Annotated in this window: 23 protein-coding genes; 14 read left to right on the top strand and 9 right to left on the bottom strand. The window is 32.7% G+C overall.

Features of this window, described 5'->3' with window-relative positions:
* Positions 1-3: 3 nt before the first annotated feature.
* Positions 4-1,329 carry a glycosyltransferase gene (locus ACNMOQ_RS09740; protein ID WP_416349774.1) on the top strand — a complete coding sequence of 442 codons (1,326 nt, stop codon included), beginning with the start codon at positions 4-6 and terminating at the stop codon, positions 1,327-1,329.
* A gap of 136 nt (positions 1,330-1,465) precedes the next feature.
* Positions 1,466-1,747, top strand: a complete 282-nt coding sequence (locus ACNMOQ_RS09735; RefSeq protein WP_416349773.1) for a hypothetical protein — start codon at positions 1,466-1,468, stop codon at positions 1,745-1,747.
* A gap of 79 nt (positions 1,748-1,826) precedes the next feature.
* On the opposite strand, the gene qoxD is transcribed toward ACNMOQ_RS09735, so the two are convergent.
* The 6 genes from qoxD to ACNMOQ_RS09705 form a co-directional block, all read right to left on the bottom strand.
* Complete coding sequence (gene qoxD, locus ACNMOQ_RS09730; RefSeq protein WP_016999651.1) at positions 1,827-2,120, bottom strand: cytochrome aa3 quinol oxidase subunit IV; 294 nt, start codon at positions 2,118-2,120, stop codon at positions 1,827-1,829.
* On the bottom strand, positions 2,117-2,725 hold the full coding sequence (gene qoxC, locus ACNMOQ_RS09725) for a cytochrome aa3 quinol oxidase subunit III (protein WP_016999652.1): 609 nt from the start codon (positions 2,723-2,725) through the stop codon (positions 2,117-2,119). Before qoxC ends, qoxD begins: the two co-directional genes overlap by 4 nt.
* The gene (gene qoxB / locus ACNMOQ_RS09720; protein ID WP_064211317.1) at positions 2,718-4,712 is read right to left on the bottom strand and encodes a cytochrome aa3 quinol oxidase subunit I; all 1,995 of its coding nucleotides are present in this window, start codon (positions 4,710-4,712) and stop codon (positions 2,718-2,720) included. Before qoxB ends, qoxC begins: the two co-directional genes overlap by 8 nt.
* Positions 4,712-5,827 carry a cytochrome aa3 quinol oxidase subunit II gene (qoxA, locus tag ACNMOQ_RS09715; protein WP_016999654.1) on the bottom strand — a complete coding sequence of 372 codons (1,116 nt, stop codon included), beginning with the start codon at positions 5,825-5,827 and terminating at the stop codon, positions 4,712-4,714. Before qoxA ends, qoxB begins: the two co-directional genes overlap by 1 nt.
* Before the next feature lie 343 nt (positions 5,828-6,170).
* Positions 6,171-7,070 carry an immunoglobulin-like domain-containing protein gene (locus tag ACNMOQ_RS09710; RefSeq protein ID WP_218688278.1) on the bottom strand — a complete coding sequence of 300 codons (900 nt, stop codon included), beginning with the start codon at positions 7,068-7,070 and terminating at the stop codon, positions 6,171-6,173.
* 129 nt (positions 7,071-7,199) lie between these two features.
* On the bottom strand, positions 7,200-7,628 hold the full coding sequence (locus tag ACNMOQ_RS09705; protein ID WP_416349772.1) for an RrF2 family transcriptional regulator: 429 nt from the start codon (positions 7,626-7,628) through the stop codon (positions 7,200-7,202).
* A 179-nt stretch (positions 7,629-7,807) separates the two neighbouring features.
* Between ACNMOQ_RS09705 and ACNMOQ_RS09700 the strand changes: the two genes are divergently transcribed.
* Positions 7,808-8,965 (top strand): globin domain-containing protein, encoded by a 1,158-nt coding sequence (locus ACNMOQ_RS09700; RefSeq protein WP_064205023.1) that lies wholly within the window; start codon positions 7,808-7,810, stop codon positions 8,963-8,965.
* 80 nt (positions 8,966-9,045) lie between these two features.
* Here the strand turns inward: ACNMOQ_RS09700 and folD are convergent, their stop codons facing one another.
* Complete coding sequence (folD, locus tag ACNMOQ_RS09695) at positions 9,046-9,903, bottom strand: bifunctional methylenetetrahydrofolate dehydrogenase/methenyltetrahydrofolate cyclohydrolase FolD (RefSeq protein WP_016999658.1); 858 nt, start codon at positions 9,901-9,903, stop codon at positions 9,046-9,048.
* A 206-nt stretch (positions 9,904-10,109) separates the two neighbouring features.
* Between folD and purE the strand changes: the two genes are divergently transcribed.
* Genes purE through purD form a run of 11 tightly spaced genes read left to right on the top strand, consistent with a single transcriptional unit; the run spans position 10,110 to position 21,335 of the window.
* On the top strand, positions 10,110-10,592 hold the full coding sequence (gene purE, locus ACNMOQ_RS09690) for a 5-(carboxyamino)imidazole ribonucleotide mutase (RefSeq protein WP_016999659.1): 483 nt from the start codon (positions 10,110-10,112) through the stop codon (positions 10,590-10,592).
* On the top strand, positions 10,579-11,706 hold the full coding sequence (purK, locus tag ACNMOQ_RS09685; RefSeq protein WP_416349771.1) for a 5-(carboxyamino)imidazole ribonucleotide synthase: 1,128 nt from the start codon (positions 10,579-10,581) through the stop codon (positions 11,704-11,706). Before purE ends, purK begins: the two co-directional genes overlap by 14 nt.
* On the top strand, positions 11,707-12,408 hold the full coding sequence (purC, locus tag ACNMOQ_RS09680) for a phosphoribosylaminoimidazolesuccinocarboxamide synthase (protein ID WP_016999661.1): 702 nt from the start codon (positions 11,707-11,709) through the stop codon (positions 12,406-12,408).
* A 1-nt stretch (position 12,409) separates the two neighbouring features.
* Positions 12,410-12,670 (top strand): phosphoribosylformylglycinamidine synthase subunit PurS, encoded by a 261-nt coding sequence (gene purS, locus ACNMOQ_RS09675; protein ID WP_064205026.1) that lies wholly within the window; start codon positions 12,410-12,412, stop codon positions 12,668-12,670.
* Complete coding sequence (gene purQ / locus ACNMOQ_RS09670) at positions 12,670-13,341, top strand: phosphoribosylformylglycinamidine synthase subunit PurQ (protein ID WP_016999663.1); 672 nt, start codon at positions 12,670-12,672, stop codon at positions 13,339-13,341. The genes purS and purQ overlap by 1 nt, the downstream gene beginning before the upstream one ends.
* Positions 13,334-15,523: a phosphoribosylformylglycinamidine synthase subunit PurL gene (gene purL, locus ACNMOQ_RS09665; RefSeq protein ID WP_416349770.1), complete on the top strand. Its 2,190-nt coding sequence runs from the start codon at positions 13,334-13,336 to the stop codon at positions 15,521-15,523. The genes purQ and purL overlap by 8 nt, the downstream gene beginning before the upstream one ends.
* The gene (purF, locus tag ACNMOQ_RS09660) at positions 15,502-16,998 is read left to right on the top strand and encodes an amidophosphoribosyltransferase (RefSeq protein WP_416349769.1); all 1,497 of its coding nucleotides are present in this window, start codon (positions 15,502-15,504) and stop codon (positions 16,996-16,998) included. Before purL ends, purF begins: the two co-directional genes overlap by 22 nt.
* Positions 16,982-18,016, top strand: a complete 1,035-nt coding sequence (gene purM, locus ACNMOQ_RS09655) for a phosphoribosylformylglycinamidine cyclo-ligase (protein ID WP_064205030.1) — start codon at positions 16,982-16,984, stop codon at positions 18,014-18,016. Before purF ends, purM begins: the two co-directional genes overlap by 17 nt.
* Positions 18,013-18,579, top strand: coding sequence for a phosphoribosylglycinamide formyltransferase (purN, locus tag ACNMOQ_RS09650; protein WP_064205031.1), 567 nt, complete (start codon positions 18,013-18,015; stop codon positions 18,577-18,579). The genes purM and purN overlap by 4 nt, the downstream gene beginning before the upstream one ends.
* Before the next feature lie 15 nt (positions 18,580-18,594).
* Positions 18,595-20,073 carry a bifunctional phosphoribosylaminoimidazolecarboxamide formyltransferase/IMP cyclohydrolase gene (gene purH, locus ACNMOQ_RS09645; RefSeq protein WP_064205032.1) on the top strand — a complete coding sequence of 493 codons (1,479 nt, stop codon included), beginning with the start codon at positions 18,595-18,597 and terminating at the stop codon, positions 20,071-20,073.
* A gap of 11 nt (positions 20,074-20,084) precedes the next feature.
* Positions 20,085-21,335: a phosphoribosylamine--glycine ligase gene (purD, locus tag ACNMOQ_RS09640; protein WP_064205033.1), complete on the top strand. Its 1,251-nt coding sequence runs from the start codon at positions 20,085-20,087 to the stop codon at positions 21,333-21,335.
* Positions 21,336-21,445: 110 nt separating this feature from the next.
* Here the strand turns inward: purD and ACNMOQ_RS09635 are convergent, their stop codons facing one another.
* Together ACNMOQ_RS09635 and ACNMOQ_RS09630 are read right to left on the bottom strand one after the other, a co-directional pair.
* On the bottom strand, positions 21,446-22,237 hold the full coding sequence (locus ACNMOQ_RS09635) for an energy-coupling factor transporter transmembrane component T family protein (RefSeq protein WP_416349768.1): 792 nt from the start codon (positions 22,235-22,237) through the stop codon (positions 21,446-21,448).
* On the bottom strand, positions 22,227-23,630 hold the full coding sequence (locus ACNMOQ_RS09630) for an ABC transporter ATP-binding protein (protein ID WP_194200880.1): 1,404 nt from the start codon (positions 23,628-23,630) through the stop codon (positions 22,227-22,229). The genes ACNMOQ_RS09635 and ACNMOQ_RS09630 overlap by 11 nt, the downstream gene beginning before the upstream one ends.
* Positions 23,631-23,636 lie beyond the last annotated feature (6 nt).

The raw sequence follows: 23,636 nt of genomic DNA, 5'->3' as shown, positions 1-23,636 counted from the left end.
AGAATGAAGAAAGTAACAATGTTTGTGTGGAATCATTTTACGAATGATGCAAGGGTCAATAGAGAATGTACTACTTTAGCTGAAACAGGATATAATGTTGATCTAATCGCAATAAATGACCCGAAAAACCCAATGATTACAGCTTATGAAGAAATATCTGAAAGGTTCAAAGTACATAGAGTAAAACGTTATCCTTGGATACTACAAGCTTATCAAGATTATGGAAAGAAATTTTTACTTGTAGTTGCAGGTGTGCAAATTGCTATAATACCAAGTTTATTTTATGTCAGCTTCACATTAATGTCTGGATATTTGATGTCTTTATTATTAGCGGCTGGAATGATTAAATTTAAAAAAGTGAGAAAGTGGTTTATAAACAGTGCGATTATCATAAGAATGATTGTAAAAGGCTATATACAAAATGCCGATATTTATCATGCTAATGATTTAAATACATTACCACAAGCAATTGTCTGCTCTAAATTGAGGTTTAAACCGAAACCACTCATTTATGATAGTCACGAAGTACAATCAGATAGAACAGGCTATAATAAAGAAAAAATTAAAAAGATTGAATCATATATGCTTAAATTTGTTGATCAAATGATTGTAGAGAATCATACAAGAGCAGCATATAACGAAAAAATATATCATTTTTATCCGAAGACTTTATATAATTACTCTGAAAAATATGATATTCAAGATAAACCTAAAATAAATTTACACGAATTAATAGGTATTTCGAAAAATGAAAAAATATTACTATATCAAGGTGGATTACAACAAGGTAGAGGGCTTGAACTATTAATAGAAGCTATGGATCAAATAGAAGAAGGGCATTTGCTATTTATAGGCGGAGGTAAGCTAACACAATCGTTAAAAGATCAAAGTAAACAATCGGCTCAGTCCTCTAGAATACATTTTCTTGATAAAGTTCCATTTCAACAATTACCTTCTTATACGAGAGAAGCTTATTTAGGTTTTCAAGTATTACAAAATATATGTTTTAATCACTATTCAGCTAGTTCAAATAAATTATTTGAATATATGATGGCACATGTACCAGTTGTGAGTTGTGACTTTCCTGAAATTCAGAAAGTTGTAGAAGAAACAAATACAGGAATTGTAATAGATTCACATAATGTAAATGAAATAGCAGAAGCAGTTAATAAACTTGTTAAAAACCCTCAATTAAGAAGTGAAATGAGTGAAAATACTAAAGTAGCTAAAGAAATATATAATTGGGAAAATGAGAAAGTTAAATTATTAGATATTTACAACGAATTCGCTCCATTAACTCGTGAAGATTATGAAACAAGTTTAATATAAATATTATTTAATAGAGATAATTACGCCATTAGTTGCATGTAAAGCTAATGGCGTGTTTTATTACCTTGAGTTTTATAAATAGAGGGATTACAATAATAGCATTAATGAATTATAAGTGGGGGCAAAAGTAAAGGTTATGTATATTAAAAAAAGTATAGAAAATGTTTGTAATTATATTAAGTCAGATAACAATAAGGAAGCAATGATATTATTAAGAGATATTGAAGCAAATCTCGTTAGATATGATTTTGAAATTATGGGTAATGGCTTTATACAATTTGCAGAATTATATAAAACAAAGAAAAATAGGAGAAAAGCAATTGAAATGTATCAGAAAGCTATTATTTATTTCAGAGAAACAAATAATACCGATAAAATAGCTGAAATAAGTAAAGACTTTGAAAATCTTATAATGTAATTGATTTACATAAAAAAACAGTCGCAGTTCTTATTAGTAAGAACTGCGACTGTTTTATTTATTTAAACTTAGATTTTTATTATAGGTGAGAGCTGTGTCCACCAACCATAACCCAATAAGTACCGATTACAATAATTAAAGTAATGATTACTGCGAAGAGTACTTTGAATGCAGTTGCTCGACCGTCTCGTCCTTCTGTTAAGTGCATAAACATTAACAATTGTACAAGTGCCTGAATAAAAGCAAATCCAACAATAATTGAAGTTCTTACTTGTAGAGACATGCCAGTGTATAACATAACGTAAACAGCTAACAATGTAAGTACAATTGAGAATATTAAACCGACTGTATGATTTACGACTGTTTTATTCATGATCCACTCACCATCCCTACAAGATAAACTAGTGTAAAGATAAAGATCCATACAACATCTAGAAAGTGCCAATATAAACTACCTATGAAAATTTTAGGTGCGTTATGTTCATTTAAACCACGTCTAGCAATTTGGATTAAAACTCCTGAAATCCAGAATATACCTACAGTTACGTGAAGTCCGTGTGTTCCTAGTAAAATAAAGAACGCAGACCAGAATGAACCTAATTGAGCTGTAACACCTTCACCTACATAATGGGTAAATTCATATAATTCAAATCCAACGAATCCTGCACCAAGTAAAACGGTAATAATCATCCAAATCATCATCATTTTAACATTTTCTTTACGCATAAAGTAAACAGCTATACCACATGTGTAACTACTTACTAATAGTAAGAATGTCATTATCATGACTAAAGGTAATTCAAATAGTTCAGGCGTTGAAGCGCCACCATAAGAACCACTTTTTTGTAAGACTAGGAATGTTGCAAATAATGTACCGAATAACGCAATTTCAGCAGTAAGAAAGACCCAAAATCCGAGTTTATTTAATTGGCCTGTTTCATTAACAGTATCAATTGTATTATGTTGCTCATTACTCATCTTTATTGTCCTCCTTTTCCTTAAGTTCTTGTTCGCGTAATTCGCGTAATTTTGCTTCATTTTCTTCTAGCTCTTCGGCATGAATGTGGTAGCCATAGTCTTCTTCGAAACTTCTCCAAAACATACATGCTATAACACCAAATAAGAATATAAGTGCAGGTATATAAGTTTCAAATACTAAGAAGAAACCTCCGAATAAGAAACTAACTGCCATCCAGAATCCAACGTGTGTATTGTTAGGCATATGAATATCTTCATAATTTCTATTATCAAGATAATGTTTGCCATTTTGTTTCATTTCTACAAACGTTTCAGTGTCATACCACTCAGGTGTGATAGCAAAGTTATAGTGTGGTGGAATTGCTGATGCAGTAGACCATTCTAATGTTCTACCTAAGCCATCCCAGTTATCGCCTGTAGCTTCACGTTTTGCTCTACCGAAGCTGTATACTACGTTCCAAATTAATGCTAAGAATCCAATACCCATCAAGAATGCACCGATTGTTGAGATGAAGTTTAATGTGAACCATCCATCTTCAGGTACATATTGATATAGTCGACGAGGCATACCATCTAAACCTAATAGGAATTGTGGTAAGAAACATAGGTTAAAGCCTAATGTAAATGTCCAGAATAACCATTGGTTGATCTTTTCATTTAATTTGTAACCAAACATTTTTGGATACCAGAATATTAAACCAGCGAAACAAGCGAATACTACAGCTGCAATAATTACGTAGTGGAAGTGTGCCACTAAGAAATACGTATTATGATATTGATAGTCAGCTGCTGCCATTGCTAGCATAACACCTGTTACTCCACCTAAAGTAAAGTTAGGGATAAACGCTAAAGCGAATAACATTGGTGATTCAAAGGTGATTCGACCTTTAAATAGGGTGAATAGCCAGTTGAATATTTTAACACCCGTTGGTATTGCGATTAACATAGTTGAAATTGAAAAGAATGAGTTAACTAATGCGCCATTACCCATAGTGAAGAAATGGTGAACCCAAACTAAGAAACTTAAGAATGCAATACCGCCTGTTGCCCAAACCATACTTTGATGTCCAAACAAACGTTTACGAGCAAATGTTGGAATAATCTCTGAGAACATACCAAATGCAGGTAATACAAGTATATATACTTCAGGATGACCCCAAACCCAGAAGAAGTTTGCCCATAACATAGGCATACCACCATTTGCTATTTCAAAGAAGCTCGTTCCCATTAAACGGTCAAATGTCATTAAAGCAAGTGCGACAGTTAAAATAGGGAAAGCTAGAATAATTATTAATGACGTAATTAAAGTCGTTATTGTAAACATAGGGATTTCCATAAATTTCATTGATTTAGTACGTAATTTAAGGATAGTAACAAAGAAGTTAATACCTGTCATTAATGTACCAATACCTGCAATTTGTATTGCAATTAAATAATAGTTAATCCCAGTACCTGGACTGAAGTCAGTTGCTAATGGTGCATAGTTTGTCCAACCAGCAGCTGGCGCACCGCCAAGTACGAATGAAATATTGAATAATCCCATTCCTGCAGCAAATAACCAGAAACTCAAGTTATTTAACATAGGGAATGCAACGTCACGAGCACCAATTTGTAATGGAACAACCACGTTCATTAAACCGATTAAGAATGGCATAGCCATAAAGATAATCATGATTACACCGTGAGTTGTAAAGATTTCGTTATAGTGCTGTGACTCTAGTAATGTATTGTCTGGTGTCATTAATTGTAGACGAATAAGTAAAGCATCTACACCACCACGGAAGAACATTAGGATAGCAGAAATAATATACATAATCCCAATTTTCTTATGGTCGACAGATGTTAGCCATTCTGAATATAACCAATTCCATTTTTTATAGTAAGTTAAACCACCAACAACGCATATACCTGTTAATACAAGTAGAACTTGTGCCATTGTGATCATCCAGTCACTTTGGATGATGAGTTCATGCCATGGAAAATTCATTACTTGTCACCTCCATGGTTTTTATTAGAAGATTGTTTGTTACCTTTTTCATCTTCATTTTTTGCATCTTCTGATATTTTTTCCATTTCATCCATATGATGTTCTTCTTCTTTCTTGAATTCACTATCATATTTCTCGTTATTTTTAAGAATCATAGGTTTCATTCCGTGACGTTCGTAGTTAGGGTTAGTAACCGTAACTTTACGTGGAGGGAGAACTGGTTTTTCAGTTACACCTTCACTTTCATCATAGAAGTTTGGATCTTTTGGTTCATAACGGTAACGTTTATAAGCATGGAAGATGTATTCTGGGTCTGCTGCTGGATCTACATATGCTAAGTGTGTTCCGCTATAAGTAAGTTCCTGATTCTTTGTTGTCGGAAGAATTTGATGATCAAATGTATCTTGATCTATTGTTTTACGTTTTTGCGATTTAGATACCCATTTATCGTAATCTTCATTACTTACTGAATTTACGTTAAATGTTTGTCTTGAGAAACCTTCACCATTAAAGTTTGAGTTTCTACCTTTGAAAGTACCTGTCTCATTTGCTTCTAAAGTCCAATCCATAGTCATACTTGTCATGGCATATTTTTGACCACCTAGTTGAGGTACCCAAAAACTAGTCATTGTATCCATTGACTGTAGCTTGAATAATACAGGACGGTTTTCTGGTATCGTTACGTGATTTACTGTTTCTACTTTTTCCTCTGGATAACTGAAGAACCATTTGAAACCAGCGCTCGTTGCATAAATAACGACGGGCTCGTCTTCTGATTTTGGTGCTTCTTCATAGTTATATAGAGATTTAACTGTAGGTACAGCCAATATCACTAATATGATAACAGGAATAATAAACCATACTGCTTCTAAAATGAGATTGTGATGCATTGTACCTGATGTTACATTTTTTGTTTTTCTATATTTAATGATAAATATTAAAAACAAAATTAAGACCACTACGACAATGAAGACCATCATAATAATTGAGAAAATAATTAAGAAATGTGAATCTTCCGCCATGGGTCCTTTAGGGTTTAATACTTCTAAGTTTGAACAACCACTAAGTAAAATACCTAGCGTTGACATGAGAAGTATTGACTTTAACTTTGCCACGTTTTTTACCTCCCATTTTCTATATACCTATATATATGGCTAGACCTTAATTTTAAAGGATTTATCCATATTTACAAGGCTATTTAAAGCCTTGTAAGCATTGTTTCCAATAAATGCATTGCTCTAGCTTTGATATGACGCTATTTAACCTAATTGTTAAATTTTTGTGTACTTTTTGAATTGAATAAGGAAATAATAAATTTTCCCTTTTTATTAATAATTTCAATGATTTTTCTTTAAATTTAGTAAAGTTTGTATATACAATTTTATATTATAAAAAACATAAATAAAAGAGATAAAAAAGAAAGACTTCTAATTTTTAGAAGTCTTTCTTTTTAGAATATTATTTTACTGTAATTGTTCTACCTTGTGCTGTAATATGTCCGTCTTTATCTGATACAGCGTAACCAACTTTATATTTACCTGGTTTATTTGTGTTAACTTCACCGCTTGTAACGATGTCTGAAGTTAAATCATCGCCAGAATTAGATTTTGCTTTAACATCTTTAAGTAAATCGAAGTCTTCACCTTTATTTACTGTAATATCTTTAACACCTGTTAATTCAGGTTTAGGTGCTAAGTCACCGTCGTTAACATACACGCCTCGTTTATACGTGTAATAGTAACCATCTGAATCTTTTACATGATAAGTAATGTATTGTAAACCTGTTTTTGAAGTGTCGATATCACCTTTAACAGTTACTTTATCAGTTATATCACCATCTTTTTTATCTAAAGCTTTAACGCCTTTCATAGGATCAAAGCTATCACCTTGATACACTAAGTCTTTAGTTGGGACAGTAATTAGTGGCATATTTTCATCTAAGTCTTTTTTAGAAGTTTCTTTATTAGATGCTACTTCTGCTTTTTCTTTATTTTTATCTTTAGAAGCTTTATCTTTTGACCCATTTAATGAACCTTCTTCTACTACATAAACATAGTGCCATTTCGTTCTATAAGCACCGTCAGAATCAGTAACTTTATATTGAACTTTGTATTTTCCTAATTTTGAAGTATCAACATCGCCAGTTACTTTTATTTTTTTAGTTAAATCTCCATCTTCTTTATCAAATGCTTTAATTCCTTTTAATAAATCATAGTCAGAGCCTTTTTCAACTACGTCGCCTTCAACACCTTTAATTTCAGGTAAGCTGTTTCCAGTTGCGTTTGCAGTTAGTGAAGGTGTAACAAGTGTTGCAGAAACACCTAAGACAGTTAATGATTGTATTAATTTATTCATCATAATATTATGTACTCCTTTGTTGTAAGGTTATAAGGAAAGGATAACATTTTTTTAAGTTGATTTCCTTATAGTTACAAGATTATCGCAAACTTGTAACATTTACATCGACCTTAAGACCGATATCTACTATTAAGGAGTGTAGAGTGTATCTTTTATATTATTTTTGGGTACGATATCACTTAAAGTATATTGATCTAGCGTTTTGAGGTATTCATTTAATGCGTGGTGGAGTGCACCTTTGAGGCCACAATTTAGAGCGATAGGGCAAGTGTTCGTTTCCATATTGAAGCATTCGACTAGTTCGAAATGTTCTTCTGTTTGTCGAACAAGTGTACCTATATTTATGTCTTCAGGTGATAGATTAAGCGTAATTCCGCCATTTCTACCTCTGACTGATTTTAAATAACCTAATTTAACAAGTTGATGAACAATTTTTGTTAGATGGTTCTTAGATATACCATAAAAGTTTGCTATTTCTTCTATTTGAGATTGTTTCTTTTGCTGAGCAAGGTACATGAGAACTCGTAATGAATAATCCGTATATTGGGTGAGTTTCATAGGTCAGACCTCCTTATAATATACTTATTATACTTATTATTTATAACTTTACCAACAATTCAGATTGAAATATAAAAATGACAATTTTGTAAACAAACTGATAATTTATTGAATTACATTGTGAAACTATTTACAATTAAAGATGTATTTAAAATATATCTTTAAGAGGGGGCCTTCTGATGTTATCAGAACAAACTAGAGAAATAGTAAAACAAACAGTGCCTGTATTGGAACAGCACGGAACTGAAATTACAAAAGTATTTTACACAAGAATGTTTGAAGCACATCCTGAATTATTGAACATTTTCAACAAATCTAACCAAAAACAAGGTAAACAACAAACAGCTTTAGCACAAACAGTTTTAGCGGCTGCAAAACATATTGATAATTTAGGTGCTATCGTTCCTAATGTTAATCAAATTGCACATAAACACCGTGCTTTACAAGTTAAAGAAGAGCATTATCCAATAGTAGGGGAATACTTATTAAAAGCTATTAAAGAAGTACTTGGAGATGCAGCTACAGATGAAATTATGAATGCATGGGAAGAAGCATATGGTGAAATAGCAAGTGTATTTATTTCAATGGAAAAAGAAATGTATGAAAAAGCAGCTTGGGATGGTTTCCAACCGTTTAAAATTACGAATATCTTAAATCAAGGTACGACAATGAAATCATTTGAAGTAGAACCAGAAGTTGCTTTAGAAATACCTGAATTAGTAGCTGGGCAATATATAACAGTGCGTGTGAAACCTGAAAATGATGAAAATCTAGCATTAAGACACTATTCACTTTATTCAGTTGAAAATGATGGAACATTAAAATTCGCTGTTAAAAAAGAAGGTACAGGAGAGAAAAAAGGTATCGTGTCACATGAATTACACGATAATACTTCTATAGGTGATAGTATTGAAATTTCAGCACCAGCAGGGGACTTTAAAGTGAATTCAGAAGCTGGTAAAGAATTGTTATTATTATCTTCTGGCGCAGGTGTTACACCAATGCTTGCTATGTTAGAAGATGAAGCTAAAAAAGGAAGAAAAGTAAATTTTGTACATGTTAATGAAAGTGAAGCAGATGTTCCGTTTAAAACTGAGCTTACAGAAATTAACGAAAAATATGATAACGTCGATGTAACTTATCATTTGAAATTAAGAGACGGTTATTTAACAAGCGATTCTTTACAACATTGGATTAATGAAGATACTGAGGTTTATTTATGTGGTGGTATTTTATTCATGGATACAATATTTGATGAACTTGCTAAATTCAACATTAGTCAATCAGACGTTAACTTCGAACCATTCGGTCCAAAAATGAGTATTACAAACGTATAATACGAACAAAAGTGAATTAATTAAAAAAGCCTTAACGCCAGTTGTAATCATTCTGTACAACAAAGCGTTAAGGCTTTTTCTTATTCTATGTTATTTTTCCATTTTTCAGCTAACAGTGTGTTGTTTAATACCATTGTAATCGTTAATGGACCAACACCACCTGGTACTGGCGTAATAGCACTCGCAACTTCTTTTACTGCTTCAAAGTCTACGTCACCTTTCAGTTTTCCATTTTCATCTGGTGTGTTACCAACATCTACAATGACTGCTCCTGGTTTTACTAAATCTTTTGTAACAAGATGTACACGGCCAACAGCACTAACGATAACATCAGCTTGCTTTAGAACTTCTTCTGTATTTGTTGATTTGGAATGTAATAAAGTAACGGTAGCATCTTGATCTGTTAATAATTTACTTACTGGTTGCCCAACTATATGACTTCTGCCTATAACAGCAACATTCTTACCTTTTAAGTCTATATCAGCATGTTTTAATATTTCCATTATACCTAATGGAGTACATGGAATAAATGTACGCTCACCAGTATATAATCTTCCTATGTTGATAGGATTAAAACCATCTACATCTTTATCTGGGTTAATGGCTTCTAGTACTTTTGCCTCTGATACTTGCTTTGGTAAAGGTACTTGAACTAATATACCACTCACTGAATCATCATTGTTTAAGCGTTCTAATTCATTTAACACTTCTTCTTCCGAAGATGATTCATCCATATGTACTATTTCAGAAATCATGCCAATTTTTTCAGCTGCTTTCTTTTTAGAATTAACATAACTCTGGCTCGCACCGTCATTTCCAACAAGAATAACAGATAGTTTAGGTACGATATTTTGTTCTTTTAATTTTTCCACTTCACTTTGTAGACCACTTCTGTATGCTTTTGCAATCTCTTTACCATCTAATATTTTTGCTGACATATAAATCCTCCTAAATTATAAATCGAACTTTAACATTGTTTACATAGTAAATTATGTCGTTAATACGAACATAAATCAAATGTTTTTGTATAAAAATATAAAAATGTTCGTTTTTCCATTGAAAATAGCAAAATCAATTGTTATGCTATATCTGTAATATACACAATAAAACTTTAACATTTCAACTAATTGAAAGGGTGACAAAGATGAAAGTGGCAGTAATAATGGGTAGTTCTTCCGACTGGCCAATCATGAAAGAAGCATGTGACATGCTTGATTATTTTGGTATTGAATATGAAAAAGAAGTCGTGTCTGCTCATAGAACACCATTAAAAATGGTCGATTATGCTAAGAGTGCAACAAAAAATAACATAGATATTATTATTGCTGGTGCCGGTGGTGCAGCTCATTTACCAGGAATGGTAGCGTCATTAACGACTGCTCCTGTTATAGGCGTGCCAATAGAATCTAAAAGTTTAAAAGGTCTAGATTCTTTATTATCTATAGTTCAAATGCCAGGAGGTATTCCTGTTGCTACAACAGCTATAGGTAAAGCGGGTAGTAAAAATGCTGGTATTCTTGCAGCTAGAATGATAGGTATGCACGATAATAAAGTTAGACATCAATTAGTTAAATATGAAGAAAGTTTAGTTGATAAAGTGGAGGAAATGCAAAATGACTTATTATAACCTTGAAGCAGGTGACATGATAGGTATTGTAGGTGGCGGCCAACTAGGAAAGATGATGGCACAATCGGCACAAAAAATGGGGTTTAAAGTTGCAATACTAGATCCTGACGAGAATTGTCCAGCTCAATATGTAGCACATGAATTTATCAATGCGGCATATTCAGACGATTTAGCCCTTAAACGTTTAGGTGAAGTTTCAAAAGTAATTACTTACGAATTTGAAAATATTGATGCACATCAATTAGAAACACTCTCTAACCAATTTAATATTCCTCAAGGAAGTGAAACAGTAGCTTTATTACAAGACAGATTAACTGAAAAACAAACATTACAAGAAGCAAACGTAAATATTGTTCCTTTTATAGAAGTTAAAGAAATATCTGATCTTGAGGAAGCTATTGATGAAATTGGACTTCCATTTATAATCAAAACGCGTTTTGGTGGATATGACGGTAAAGGTCAGTTAATTATACGTGAAAAGAGCGAACTAGAAGAAGCACGCAAATTAGTCACTGATACACCATGCGTTGTAGAAAAGTTTATTTCTCTTAATAAAGAAGTATCTATTACGGCAACACGTGATATATACAATCAAACAGTTTATTTTCCACTACAAGAGAATGAACATAGAAATCAAATATTATACAAAACGATTGTTCCAGCACGAGTAGATTTAGAAAACAAAGCAATAGAAGAAGTTAAAAAAATTATGACTAAGCTCCATTTTGTAGGAACTTTTACAGTCGAATTTTTTGTAACAAACGATCAAGATTTATTTGTTAATGAGATTGCACCGAGACCACATAATTCAGGTCATTATTCAATAGAAGCTTGTGATTATTCTCAATTCGATACACATATTCTTGCTGTGGCTGGATGGCACTTACCTAAGCAAATCTCATTATTGAAACCAGCGATTATGATGAATTTATTAGGTCAAGATGTGAACTTATTATATGAAACTTTTTACAAACATCCGGAATGGCACGTTCATTTGTACGGTAAAAAAGTAAATAAAACAAATCGTAAGATGGGTCATATCACAAAATTAACAGAAGACTTAAATAAAGATGAAGCGATGTTTAACAATTTGTTTGAAGGGCGGAACAATTAAATGACTCTATTATATGAAGGAAAAGCAAAAAGAGTTTTTAACACCGAGAAAGAAAATATTTTAAGAATTGAATATAAAGATGAAGTCACAGCTGGCAACGGTGCAAAAAAAGATGAAATGACTGGTAAAGGTCGTTTAAATAATCTTATTACATCTAAAATTTTTGGAATTTTGCAAACAAGAGACATCGAAAGTCATTTTGTTGAAAAACTATCAGATACGGAACAATTAGTAAAAGCAGTAGAAATATTTCCATTAGAAGTAGTTGTACGTAATGTAGCAGCTGGTTCCATTTGCAAAAGACTTGGTTTTGAAAAAGGACATCAATTTGAAAAGCCATTACTAGAATTGTTTTATAAGAAAGACGAATTAAATGACCCGCTTATTACAGATGACCATGTAGAACTATTAAATATTGCTACAACAGAACAATTAGAAGTTATTAAAAATAAGGCATTACAAGTTAACACAGTTTTAAGTGAAATCATGGAAGAAATGAATCTTTTATTAGTGGATTTCAAAATAGAGTTTGGGTATACAGCTGACGGCGAAATCTTGTTAGCAGATGAGATATCTCCAGATACATGCCGTATATGGGATAAAGATACTCATGAAAACTTTGATAAAGATGTATATAGAGAAGACACTGGATCATTAATTGATACGTATGAAACTTTTTATAATAAATTGGAGGAACTATAAAATGAAAAATATTGAATTGCACATTACATTACAAGGACAAGTTTTAGATACACAAGGACAAGCATTGAATAGAGCTGTACACGATTTAGGTTATGAGCAAGTCAATAATATTAGAGTAGGTAAAGTAATATACATGACAGTTGAAGAAACAGATGAAGCAACAATCCATAATATCGTTAATACACTTAGTGAAAAATTATTTGCGAATACTGTAATTGAAGAATATAGTTTTAAAATTTTAGAAGATAAGGAGAACGCATAATGAAATTAGCTGTATTAGTCTTCCCAGGTTCAAATTGTGACCGCGACATGTACAATGCTGCTACACGTTCTGGAGTTGAAGCGGAGTATGTTGATTATAGAGAAACATCTTTAAAAGGTTTTGATGGTGTTCTGATACCAGGCGGTTTTTCATTTGGTGACTACTTAAGATCAGGAGCTATGGCTAGAGTTGCTCCAATTATAAAAGAAGTTAAAAGACTAGCAGAAGAAGGGAAACCAGTATTAGGTGTTTGTAATGGCTTCCAAATTTTAACTGAAATCGGATTATTGCCAGGTGCGCTTTTGCATAATGATGATCATTTATTCGTTAGCAGAAATGAAGAATTAACGATTGTTAATAATCAAACAAAATTTACGCATCAATATGATGAAAATGAAACAGTTGTATATCCAGTTGCGCATGGCGAAGGCCACTACTATTGTACGGATGAAATGTATGAAGAATTGAAAAAACATAATCAAATTATTTTAACGTACCAAGATAATCCAAATGGTTCATACAAAGATATAGCAGGGATTACAAATATAGAAGGTAACGTTTGTGGTATGATGCCACATCCTGAGAGAGCTATGGAAACATTACTTGGCTCAGATAGCGGTGTTAAGTTATTTCAATCTATGATCGAAAGTTGGAGGGAACAACATGTCTAAGTTTTTAGAACCGAGTATTAAAGAAATCGAAACTGAACATTTATACAGAGATATGGGATTAACGGATGAAGAGTATCAAAAAGTTATAAGCATATTAGGAAGAAAACCTAATTTCACTGAAATTGGTATTTTCTCAGTTATGTGGAGTGAACATTGTTCTTATAAACATTCTAAACCATTTCTTAAACAGTTTCCTACAACTGGAGAACGCGTATTAATGGGACCTGGTGAAGGTGCAGGTGTTGTAGATATTGGTGATAATCAAGCAGTAGTATTTAAAGTTGAATCTCATAACCACCCTTCAGCAATTGAACCTTATCAAGGTGCAGCTACTGGTGTAGGCGGTATTATCCGTGACATCGTATCTATCGGTGCTAGACCAATTTCATTATTAAATAGTTTAAGATTTGGTGAATTATCAAATAAAACAAACCGTAGATTATTTAGCGGAGTTGTAAAAGGGATAGGTGGTTACGGAAACTGTATAGGAATCCCAACTGTAGCTGGTGAAATTGAATTTGATGAAAGATATGATGGTAATCCTCTTGTTAACGCAATGTGTGTAGGTATTATTGATCACGATAAAATTCAAAAGGGTACTGCAAAAGGTAAAGGCAATCCAGTAATATATGTAGGTTTAAAAACTGGTAGAGATGGCATTCATGGTGCAACTTTTGCTTCTGAGGAATTGAGTGAAGCATCTGAAAGTAAAAGACCTTCAGTACAAATAGGCGACCCATTCGTTGGTAAAAAATTAATGGAAGCAACACTAGAAGCAATTACATATCCTGAGCTTGTAGGTATTCAAGATATGGGGGCAGCAGGTTTAACTTCTTCATCTTCTGAAATGGCAGCAAAAGGTGGTAGTGGTATTCATCTACATTTAGAAAAAGTTCCAACAAGAGAAGAGGGCATTTCACCATATGAAATGATGTTGTCTGAAACTCAAGAACGTATGTTACTTGTAGTTGAAAAAGGAACAGAACAAAAATTCTTAGATTTATTTGAACATCATGAATTAGATTCTGCAGTAATTGGAGAAGTAACTGATACAAACCGCTTCGTTTTATCTTATGAAGATGAAGTTTATGCAGATATACCTGTAGAACCTTTAGCAGACGAAGCACCTGTGTATATTTTAGAAGGTAAAACACCTAACTATGAAACAAAAGATAATAAATATGAAGATATTGATGTAAAAGATGTATTTAATCAATTAATTAGTCATCCAACTATAGCTTCAAAAGAATTTGCTTATGAACAATACGATCAACAAGTTGGGGCAAATACTATACGCAAACCAGGTATTCACGCTGGTGTCGTTAGAGTAGAAGGTACTAAAAAAGCAATTGCTTCAACTATTGATGGCGAAGCTAGATATGTTTTCAACAATCCTTATGAAGGTGGAAAAATGGTTGTTGCAGAAGCGTATCGTAACCTGATTTCAGTCGGTGCAACGCCTTTAGCAATGACTGATTGTTTAAATTATGGTTCACCAGAAAAACCAGAAATATATCAACAATTAGCTGATTCAACAAAAGGGATGGCAGAAGCTTGTGAAATACTCAAAACACCAGTAGTTTCAGGTAACGTTTCCTTGTATAACGAAACAAAAGGTACTTCAATATTCCCAACACCAGTTATTGGTATGGTTGGTTTAATTGAAGATGTAGAATATTTAAATGATTTTAAACCTCAAGCTTCAGAACGCATTTATCTAGTAGGCGACACTGAAAATAACTTTGGTGGAAGTCAAATCGAAAAACTTCTATATAGAGATGTTAATCATGAATATTGTGAAATAGATTTGAATACAGAAGTACAAAGAGGAGAAACAATTAAAAAAGCAATTGTAGATGGGAAAGCGTCACATGTACAAGCATTAGGTAAAGGCGGAATCGCAATAGGCTTAGCTAAACTTAGCGCACACTTTAATTTAGGAGTTGAAGTTAATTTAGAACTTACAAACGCACAATTGTTTAGTGAAACACAAGGTCGATATATTGTCGTAGCAAAAGAAGGCGAAACAATAGATATCGATGGTGCAATTGAAATTGGTAAATTAACTGACGATACGCAATTTAAACTATCGAACCAAACTACACAATTAACTGTCGACGTGAAGAATATAAGGGAACAATTGAAAGGGGCAATTGGCCAATGCATGAAATCAAAAGTCTAAATGAGGAATGTGGCGTGTTTGGTATATGGAATCATCCAGAGTCAGCACAATTAACATATATGGGCTTACACAGTTTACAACATAGAGGTCAAGAAGGAGCAGGAATTGTTGGGTCAAATGGCAATGAATTAAAGGGTGAACGTGGTTTAGGTTTATTATCAGAAGCGATTTCTGATGCGCAATTAGAATCTTTCAAAGATTATAACCATGCAATAGGACACGTGAGGTATGCGACATCTGGCAATAAAGGAATAGAAAACATTCAGCCATTTTTATATCATTTTTACGATATGAGTGTTGGCGTTTGCCATAACGGTAACTTAGTAAATGCACAAAGTTTGAGAAAAAAACTAGAAAAAGTTGGTGCGATTTTTCACTCTTCATCAGATACAGAAGTGATTATGCACCTAATCAGACGAAGCAAAGCAACTGATTTCGAAGGAAGTTTAAAAGAAAGTTTAAACATAATTAAAGGCGGATTTACGTTTGCATTACTAACTAAAGATGCATTATATGGAGCAGTTGATCCAAATGCCATTAGACCTTTAGCGGTAGGTCGAATGAAAACTGGAGCTTATATTATAGCTAGTGAAACATGTGCAATCGATGTATTAGGCGCTGAATTTGTAAGGGATATACATGCAGGAGAATATGTTGTGATTAATGACGATGGAATAAGAGTAGAATCTTACACTACACAAACCTCAACAGCGATTTCAGCTATGGAATATATTTATTTTGCAAGACCAGATTCAACAATTGCAGGTAAAAATGTTCATGCAGTCCGTAAAGAATCAGGAAAACGTTTAGCTGACGAAAGCCCAGTAAAAGGTGCAGACATGGTAATAGGGGTGCCAAATTCATCTCTATCTGCAGCAACTGGATTTGCTGAAGAAAGCCACTTACCTTATGAAATGGGTCTAGTTAAAAATCAATATGTCGCAAGAACATTCATTCAGCCGACACAGGAACTTCGTGAACAGGGTGTGCGTGTGAAATTATCAGCTGTAAAAGATATTGTTTACGGTAAGAATATAGTGCTCGTAGATGATTCAATTGTGAGAGGAACTACAAGTAAAAGAATCGTAAGAATGCTAAAAGATGCTGGTGCAAATGAAATACATGTACGCATAGCATCTCCTGAGTTTATGTTTCCGAGTTTCTACGGTATCGATGTTTCAACATCATCAGAATTAATTTCTGCTCACAAATCACCAGAAGAAATACGAGACTATATAGGAGCAGATTCTTTAGCATATTTAAGCGTAGATGGTTTGATTGACTCAATTGGTTTAGATTTAGACGTACCTTACAACGGATTATGTGTTGAAAGTTTCACTGGTGATTATCCAGCAGGCTTGTATGACTATGAAACACGTTATTTCGAAAACTTAAGTAAACGACAAAAAGAATATTTAAGTGAACACAAACAATACTTTGATAGAGAGGGTAATCTTAATGTCGAAAGCATATAAAGCATCCGGTGTTGATATTGAAGCAGGTTATGAAGCAGTTAATAGAATGAAATCTCACGTACAAAGTACGATGAGAAAAGAGGTACTTGGTGGTCTAGGTGGTTTCGGAGCAGCGTTTGATTTATCCCAATTAAATATGAAGAAACCAGTTTTAGTTTCGGGTACTGATGGTGTAGGAACAAAATTAAAATTAGCTATCGATAATGATAAACATGACACAATAGGTATAGATGCAGTCGCTATGTGCGTAAATGATATTTTAACAACTGGGGCAGAGCCATTATATTTCCTTGACTATATTGCAACAAACAAAGTAAATCCGGAAACGATTGAAAATATCGTTTCTGGTGTATCTGTTGCTTGTAAAGAAACAAACTGTGCTTTAATCGGTGGAGAAACTGCAGAAATGGGCGAAATGTATCATGAAGGTGAGTATGATATAGCTGGTTTCTGTGTAGGCGCAGTTGAAAAAGATGAATATATCGATGGCAGTAATGTGTCTGAAAATGATGTCATTATTGGTATAACTTCAAGTGGTATTCATTCGAACGGATATAGCTTGGTAAGAAACTTAATCAAAACAAGTGGTATTAATCTAGAGGACCAATTTGATGATCAACATAGTTATTTAGATGTGTTTTTAGAACCTACTAAATTATATGTAAAACCTGTACTTTCTGTATTGAATAAAGTGAAAGTAAAAGCTATGTCGCACATTACTGGCGGCGGTTTTATAGAAAATATACCAAGAGCTATTCCAGATAATATGGATGCAAATATTGATGTGAATACTTATAAAATTCCTAAAATATTTAAATGGTTGCAAGAACAAGGCGAGATTGATGCAACTGAAATGTATAACGTGTTCAATATGGGTATTGGTTTCGTATTAATAGTTGATCAAAATGATAAAGATGAAGTATTGAATACATTAAAAGAACAGAACGAAGAAGCTTACGTTATTGGAGAAATTACAAAAGGTTCTGGTAACGTGAATTTATCGGGGGTTCAATTATGATAAAAACTGCTATTTTTGCTTCAGGTAACGGATCTAATTTTGAAAAAATTATGGAAAATATTGAATATGGCCATTTAAGTCATATCGAAGTTACTGCTTTATTTACAGATAATCCGAATGCATTTTGTGTTGAAAGAGCAAGAAGGTTTAATCTACCTGTATATATCATTGATCCTAGAACATATGATAATAAAAAGGAATATGAGGAAGCTCTAATTACAAGATTATCTCAAGAAAGAGTGAGTTGGATTATTTTAGCTGGTTATATGAGACTTGTAGGTCCAACTTTACTTAGTCAATATGAAGGAAAAATTTTAAATATACATCCTTCAATATTACCAAGCTTTCCTGGTAAAGATGCAGTTGGCCAAGCACTAGATTATGGTGTAAGAGTTACAGGAGCAACTGTACATTACGTAGACAGTGGTATGGATACAGGAGAAATTATAGACCAACTAAGTTGCCCAGTTTATCCAGACGATACAAGAGACACACTACAGCTGAGAATACAGAACTTAGAATATGAACTATATCCGCGCGTCATTAAAGAAATCATAAAATAAAGGAGTCTTTACAAAATGAAAAATGCAATATTAAGTGTTTCAGATAAAACGAACATTGTCGAATTTGCACGTAATTTAATTAAAAATGACTACAAAGTCTATTCTACTGGTGGCACTAAAAAAGCTTTAGAAGAAGCGAATGTTGAAGTGTACTCAGTATCAGAACTAACAGACTTTCCTGAAATAATGGATGGTCGTGTAAAAACACTTCACCCTGGTGTACATGGTGGTATACTTGCAAATCGTTCTATTCCTGAACATTTATCAGCATTAGAGGAACAAGGTATCGACTTAATCGATTTAGTCGTTGTTAATCTATATCCGTTTAAAGAAACAATTAAAAAAGAAAATGTTACTGAAGAAGAAGCAATTGAGAATATAGACATTGGTGGACCAACTATGTTGAGAGCTGCTGCTAAAAACTTCAAATTTGTAACGACAGTTGTTAATCCTGATGATTATGAAGAAGTGATTCGACGTATAGAGAACAATGAATTAGATGAGAATTACAGAAAATCATTAATGATAAAAGTTTTCAAACATACTAATGATTATGATAATACGATTGTAGAATTCTTTAATGATGCTTCTGAAGAATTAAGATATGGAGAAAATCCACAACAAAATGCTACGTTTGTTAAGACTTCTCAAGAGCCTAATACTTTAGCTGGAGCTAAACAGTTACATGGAAAAGCATTAAGTTTTAATAATATAAAAGATGCAGACGCAACATTATCATTGATTAAGAAGTTTGAACAACCTGCAGCAGTAGCTGTTAAACACATGAACCCTTGTGGGGTAGGTGTAGGTGAAACAATAGAACAAGCATATGAATATGCTTATGAAGCGGATTCACAATCAATATTTGGTGGAATAGTTGCACTTAATAGACCTGTTACAAAAGCTTTAGCAGAAAATCTACATTCTATTTTCTTAGAAGTGGTTATCGCTCCTCATTTTGAAGAGGAAGCATTGGAAGTTCTTAAAGGTAAGAAAAATATTAGATTGTTAGAAATCGATATGGCTGAAACAAAAGATGAACAAGAATTTGTTTCTGTTTCAGGTGGATACTTAGTTCAAGATAAAGATAATGCAATTATTAAAAGAGAAGATATGAAAGTAGTAACAGATGTTGAACCAAGTGAAGAGCAATGGAAAGCATTAGAACTTGCTTGGAAAGTAGTACGTTCAGTTAAAAGTAATGCGATTGTTCTAGCAAATGATCATCAAACTGTCGGTGTCGGCGCTGGACAGATGAATAGAGTAGGATCAGCTAAAATTGCGATAGATAGAGCAATTGAAATGAATGATAATGTAGCTTTAGCTTCGGATGGCTTTTTCCCAATGGGAGATTCAGTTGAAACTGCTGCAAAAGCTGGCATTAAGACAATTATTCAACCAGGCGGTTCAATAAAAGATCAAGAATCTATTGATATGGCAAATAAATATGGCATAAGTATGGTATTTACTGGCGTGAGACACTTTAAACATTAGGAGGTTCATAAATGAAAGTACTGATAATCGGCTCAGGTGGTCGTGAACATGTTTTAGCTCAAAAATGTAAACTTTCAAATACAGTCGAAGAGGTATTTGTTATTCCAGGAAATGATGCGATGAGTGGTGTAGCAACTGTCATTTCAAATATTAAAGAAGATAATCATGAAAAGATAAAAGAGTTCGTGGTAAATAATGATATTGAATGGGTTATTATCGGCCCAGAACAACCTTTGATTGATGGATTAACTGATGTTTTAAGTGAAACAAATGCTAAAGTATTTGGACCTAATAAAGAAGCTGCACAATTAGAAGGGTCAAAAGAATTTGCTAAAAAAATAATGGACAAATATAATATTCCAACAGCTGAATATGAAACAATTTGTTCTAAAGAAAAAGCATTAACATATGTTGAAGCATGTCCTATACCAATTGTATTGAAAAAGGATGGGCTGGCTGCTGGTAAAGGTGTTATCGTAGCTTTGACTAGAGAAGAAGCTCGACAAGCTGTAGAAACTTTATATACAACAGATGATGAAAAAGTTGTATTTGAAGAGTTTCTTGAAGGCGAAGAATTTTCAGTTATGACATTTGTAAATGAAGAATTTGCGGTACCTTTTGATTGTATAGCTCAAGATCATAAACGTGCATTTGATGCTGATAAAGGTCCTAATACTGGAGGTATGGGTGCTTACTGCCCGGTTCCACATATTTCAAAAGAAATCATCGAAGAAACAAATCAAAAAGTAGCGCAACCTATAGCTCAAGCACTTGTAAGTGAGGGTATACAATACTTCGGGTTAATATATATCGGTGCAATTTTAACAGAAGATGGTCCAAAAGTTATTGAATTTAATGCGAGATTTGGAGATCCTGAAGCACAAGTATTATTAACAAAATTAGATTCAGATTTTATTGAACTGCTAGAAAAAACATATAAAAAAGAACCTATCAAGCTTGAATGGAAAGATGAAAGTGTAGTAGGCGTTGTATTAGCATCAAAAGGGTATCCTGCTAATTACGAAAAAGGTCATATAGTTGAAGGCTTAGACCAAATAGAACAGTATTATGTTAGCGCCTTGAAAAAGAACGAAAAAGGACAATATGAAAATAACGGTGGAAGAGTTATGATTTCTATTGGAACAGGCAAAGATATAAGAGAAGCACAAAAAAATGCTTATGCTCAAGTGGAAAAAATAAAATGCGACAATTTATTCTATAGAAAAGATATAGGACATAAAGCATTGAAAGCTCAAATATAATAAAATGAAAGACCGATAAAATTTATTTGATTGCATAAATTTTATCGGTCTTTTTCATTGCGCTACATTTCGTTCTTTTAGGGAAAGATATGGTCAAACATAACGCAATGTTACCTAATATCAGTAATGTTTGTAATAGGGAAGAAACTCCCTAAACAAAACGCCAAAATAACTAATAAAATTGACATTATAATAAAATACACATCATTTATTGTAAAAGGCACTTTATAATAATAAGTTCGTTTACCATTCGTAAATCCTTTAGCTTCCATAGCTACTGCTAATCTATGAGATTTTCTTATACTTTGACTTAATGTCGGTATAAGTAAATGATTTATCCATTTAAGTCCTTTACGCTGACTTTTATCAACGACTTGATAACGCATTTTTAATGCTTGTCTTAATTGGATGAATGATGTAAACATGATAGGAATCATTCTGATAGATGCCATAAAAGCATAAGCTATTTTAGGTTTTAATTTTAAATGTTGCATGAAGCTATAGAACACATAAATAATTTGTGATGTGAAAGGTATAACCATTCCATAAAAGGAAATAACCAATGTACGCATTGTAACGTGTAAGCCTCTCATTAAGCTTTCACTCGTAATATTGATAATACCAAATTTAAACAACGTATGACTTCCTTCACCGTAAAAAATCATAAATAGCGAGGAAGTAAAGCCAAAGAATAAAGTAATAGCAATAACAATTAACAACGGCGCCCATTTTACACCGCTAATAAATATTAAATATATAAACATCACAATTGTTAAATAAAGCATGAAATCAAAATCATGTATGAAAATGGCAAAGAAAAATAGTGAAATACCTAATAATAGTTTAGTTAAAATATTAACGTTATCGATGAAAGTGTAATATCTTTTCCAATTATTCAGCATAAACGTCACCATCACTTATGGCTAATTCACGATTTTGAATGTTCAATATTCTGGTCGCGTAACGATTTATGATTTCATTTTCATGTGTAATCATGATAATAGTTTGCCCATCTGCAACTCTCTGTTTAAATAACTTAATCAGTTCAAAAGTGTTATGGCTGTCTAAACCAAATGTCGGTTCATCTAGTAATATGATTTCAGATTGCGTGCTTAATGCTGTAGCCACGCTTAATCTTTTTTTCTGTCCAATTGAAAGTTCGAATGGATGTTGTGCTTTTACATGTTCTAATCTTAATAATTTCAACATCTCTTCAGTTTTTGCTTGTGCTGTTTCTTTATTTTGATGTGAAAAATTAATCGAAATTTCATCATAAACAGACATTTCAATAAATTGTAATTCTGGATTTTGATATACAAAATACATGTGTTTAGATGCATCTTTTATTTTTTTTAGACGTTTATCTTTGTAATAAATATTTCCTTCATATTTAATAAGTTGCATTAAGGTTTCTAAAAAAGTAGTCTTTCCAGTTCCATTAGCCCCTGTTAACACTATTAATTCACCTTTGTTTATAGATAAATCGTTTACTTTAAATAACTTTTTACGATGACGTAATATTTCTAGATTACTTATATTTAATAAAGGTTCGTATTTATGGTTAATAGAAAGTGATTTAGGTGCATAATCCCATGAATTAGGATGCCAAACACCATATTCATTTAATACGTCAGTATGGTTATTTAATATGTCGTCAGGTGTACTATCATGCGTAATTTGCCCTTTATCGTTCATGACAATGACTCTGTCTACATAATTCCATATATAATCAACTTTATGCTCAACAATTACAACTGTTTGATTTTCCCAATGTTGCATGAGTAAATCCCAAAGTTGATAAGTAGAAGATGTATCTAACATTGCAGTTGGTTCATCTAAAAATAAAGTATCAGTTTTTTGCAATAAAATAGAAGCAATAGCTAATTTCTGTTTCATTCCACCGCTAAGTTGGCTAAGTTTTTTAGATGGGTCTGCCTCTAAGTTAACTTCTTGCATAGCTTTTGATATAAGTGAATCCATTCGGTTAGGCTCAACTTTCATATTTTCTAATACAAAAGCCAACTCTTCTTTAATTTTAGGCATACAAAATTGTGTGTCAGGATCTTGAAATATAACACCTGGGAAAGGGTCAATATGCTTTTCATCAACTTTCATAGGTATATCTACAGACCTAGGAATGATGCCACTTAATACATTTAATAGGGTACTTTTACCTGAACCACTCGGACCAAGTAATAAAACTTTCTCTCTATCATTTATAGTAATATTTAAATTTTTAAAAATGATACGTTCATCATCTGGATATTTAAGTCTAAGATTTTTAAGTGATAACAATTTTAT

Origin of the sequence: Mammaliicoccus lentus, assembly GCF_947036595.1 — a bacterium.
GTDB lineage: Bacteria > Bacillota > Bacilli > Staphylococcales > Staphylococcaceae > Mammaliicoccus > Mammaliicoccus lentus.
This window is presented reverse-complemented; position numbering and strand designations above follow the sequence as displayed.

Coding starts and splice junctions, on each gene's coding strand:
- purM (WP_064205030.1), top strand. CDS start 16,982: ATGTCGAAAGCATATAAAGCATCCGGTGTTGATATTGAAGCAGGTTAT.
- purD (WP_064205033.1), top strand. CDS start 20,085: ATGAAAGTACTGATAATCGGCTCAGGTGGTCGTGAACATGTTTTAGCT.
- ACNMOQ_RS09635 (WP_416349768.1), bottom strand. CDS start 22,237: ATGCTGAATAATTGGAAAAGATATTACACTTTCATCGATAACGTTAAT.
- purK (WP_416349771.1), top strand. CDS start 10,579: ATGACTTATTATAACCTTGAAGCAGGTGACATGATAGGTATTGTAGGT.
- ACNMOQ_RS09740 (WP_416349774.1), top strand. CDS start 4: ATGAAGAAAGTAACAATGTTTGTGTGGAATCATTTTACGAATGATGCA.
- qoxC (WP_016999652.1), bottom strand. CDS start 2,725: ATGAGTAATGAGCAACATAATACAATTGATACTGTTAATGAAACAGGC.
- ACNMOQ_RS09735 (WP_416349773.1), top strand. CDS start 1,466: ATGTATATTAAAAAAAGTATAGAAAATGTTTGTAATTATATTAAGTCA.
- purN (WP_064205031.1), top strand. CDS start 18,013: ATGATAAAAACTGCTATTTTTGCTTCAGGTAACGGATCTAATTTTGAA.
- folD (WP_016999658.1), bottom strand. CDS start 9,903: ATGTCAGCAAAAATATTAGATGGTAAAGAGATTGCAAAAGCATACAGA.
- ACNMOQ_RS09700 (WP_064205023.1), top strand. CDS start 7,808: ATGTTATCAGAACAAACTAGAGAAATAGTAAAACAAACAGTGCCTGTA.
- purE (WP_016999659.1), top strand. CDS start 10,110: ATGAAAGTGGCAGTAATAATGGGTAGTTCTTCCGACTGGCCAATCATG.
- purC (WP_016999661.1), top strand. CDS start 11,707: ATGACTCTATTATATGAAGGAAAAGCAAAAAGAGTTTTTAACACCGAG.
- purS (WP_064205026.1), top strand. CDS start 12,410: ATGAAAAATATTGAATTGCACATTACATTACAAGGACAAGTTTTAGAT.
- purF (WP_416349769.1), top strand. CDS start 15,502: ATGCATGAAATCAAAAGTCTAAATGAGGAATGTGGCGTGTTTGGTATA.
- purH (WP_064205032.1), top strand. CDS start 18,595: ATGAAAAATGCAATATTAAGTGTTTCAGATAAAACGAACATTGTCGAA.
- ACNMOQ_RS09710 (WP_218688278.1), bottom strand. CDS start 7,070: ATGATGAATAAATTAATACAATCATTAACTGTCTTAGGTGTTTCTGCA.
- ACNMOQ_RS09705 (WP_416349772.1), bottom strand. CDS start 7,628: ATGAAACTCACCCAATATACGGATTATTCATTACGAGTTCTCATGTAC.
- purL (WP_416349770.1), top strand. CDS start 13,334: ATGTCTAAGTTTTTAGAACCGAGTATTAAAGAAATCGAAACTGAACAT.
- purQ (WP_016999663.1), top strand. CDS start 12,670: ATGAAATTAGCTGTATTAGTCTTCCCAGGTTCAAATTGTGACCGCGAC.
- qoxB (WP_064211317.1), bottom strand. CDS start 4,712: ATGAATTTTCCATGGCATGAACTCATCATCCAAAGTGACTGGATGATC.
- qoxD (WP_016999651.1), bottom strand. CDS start 2,120: ATGAATAAAACAGTCGTAAATCATACAGTCGGTTTAATATTCTCAATT.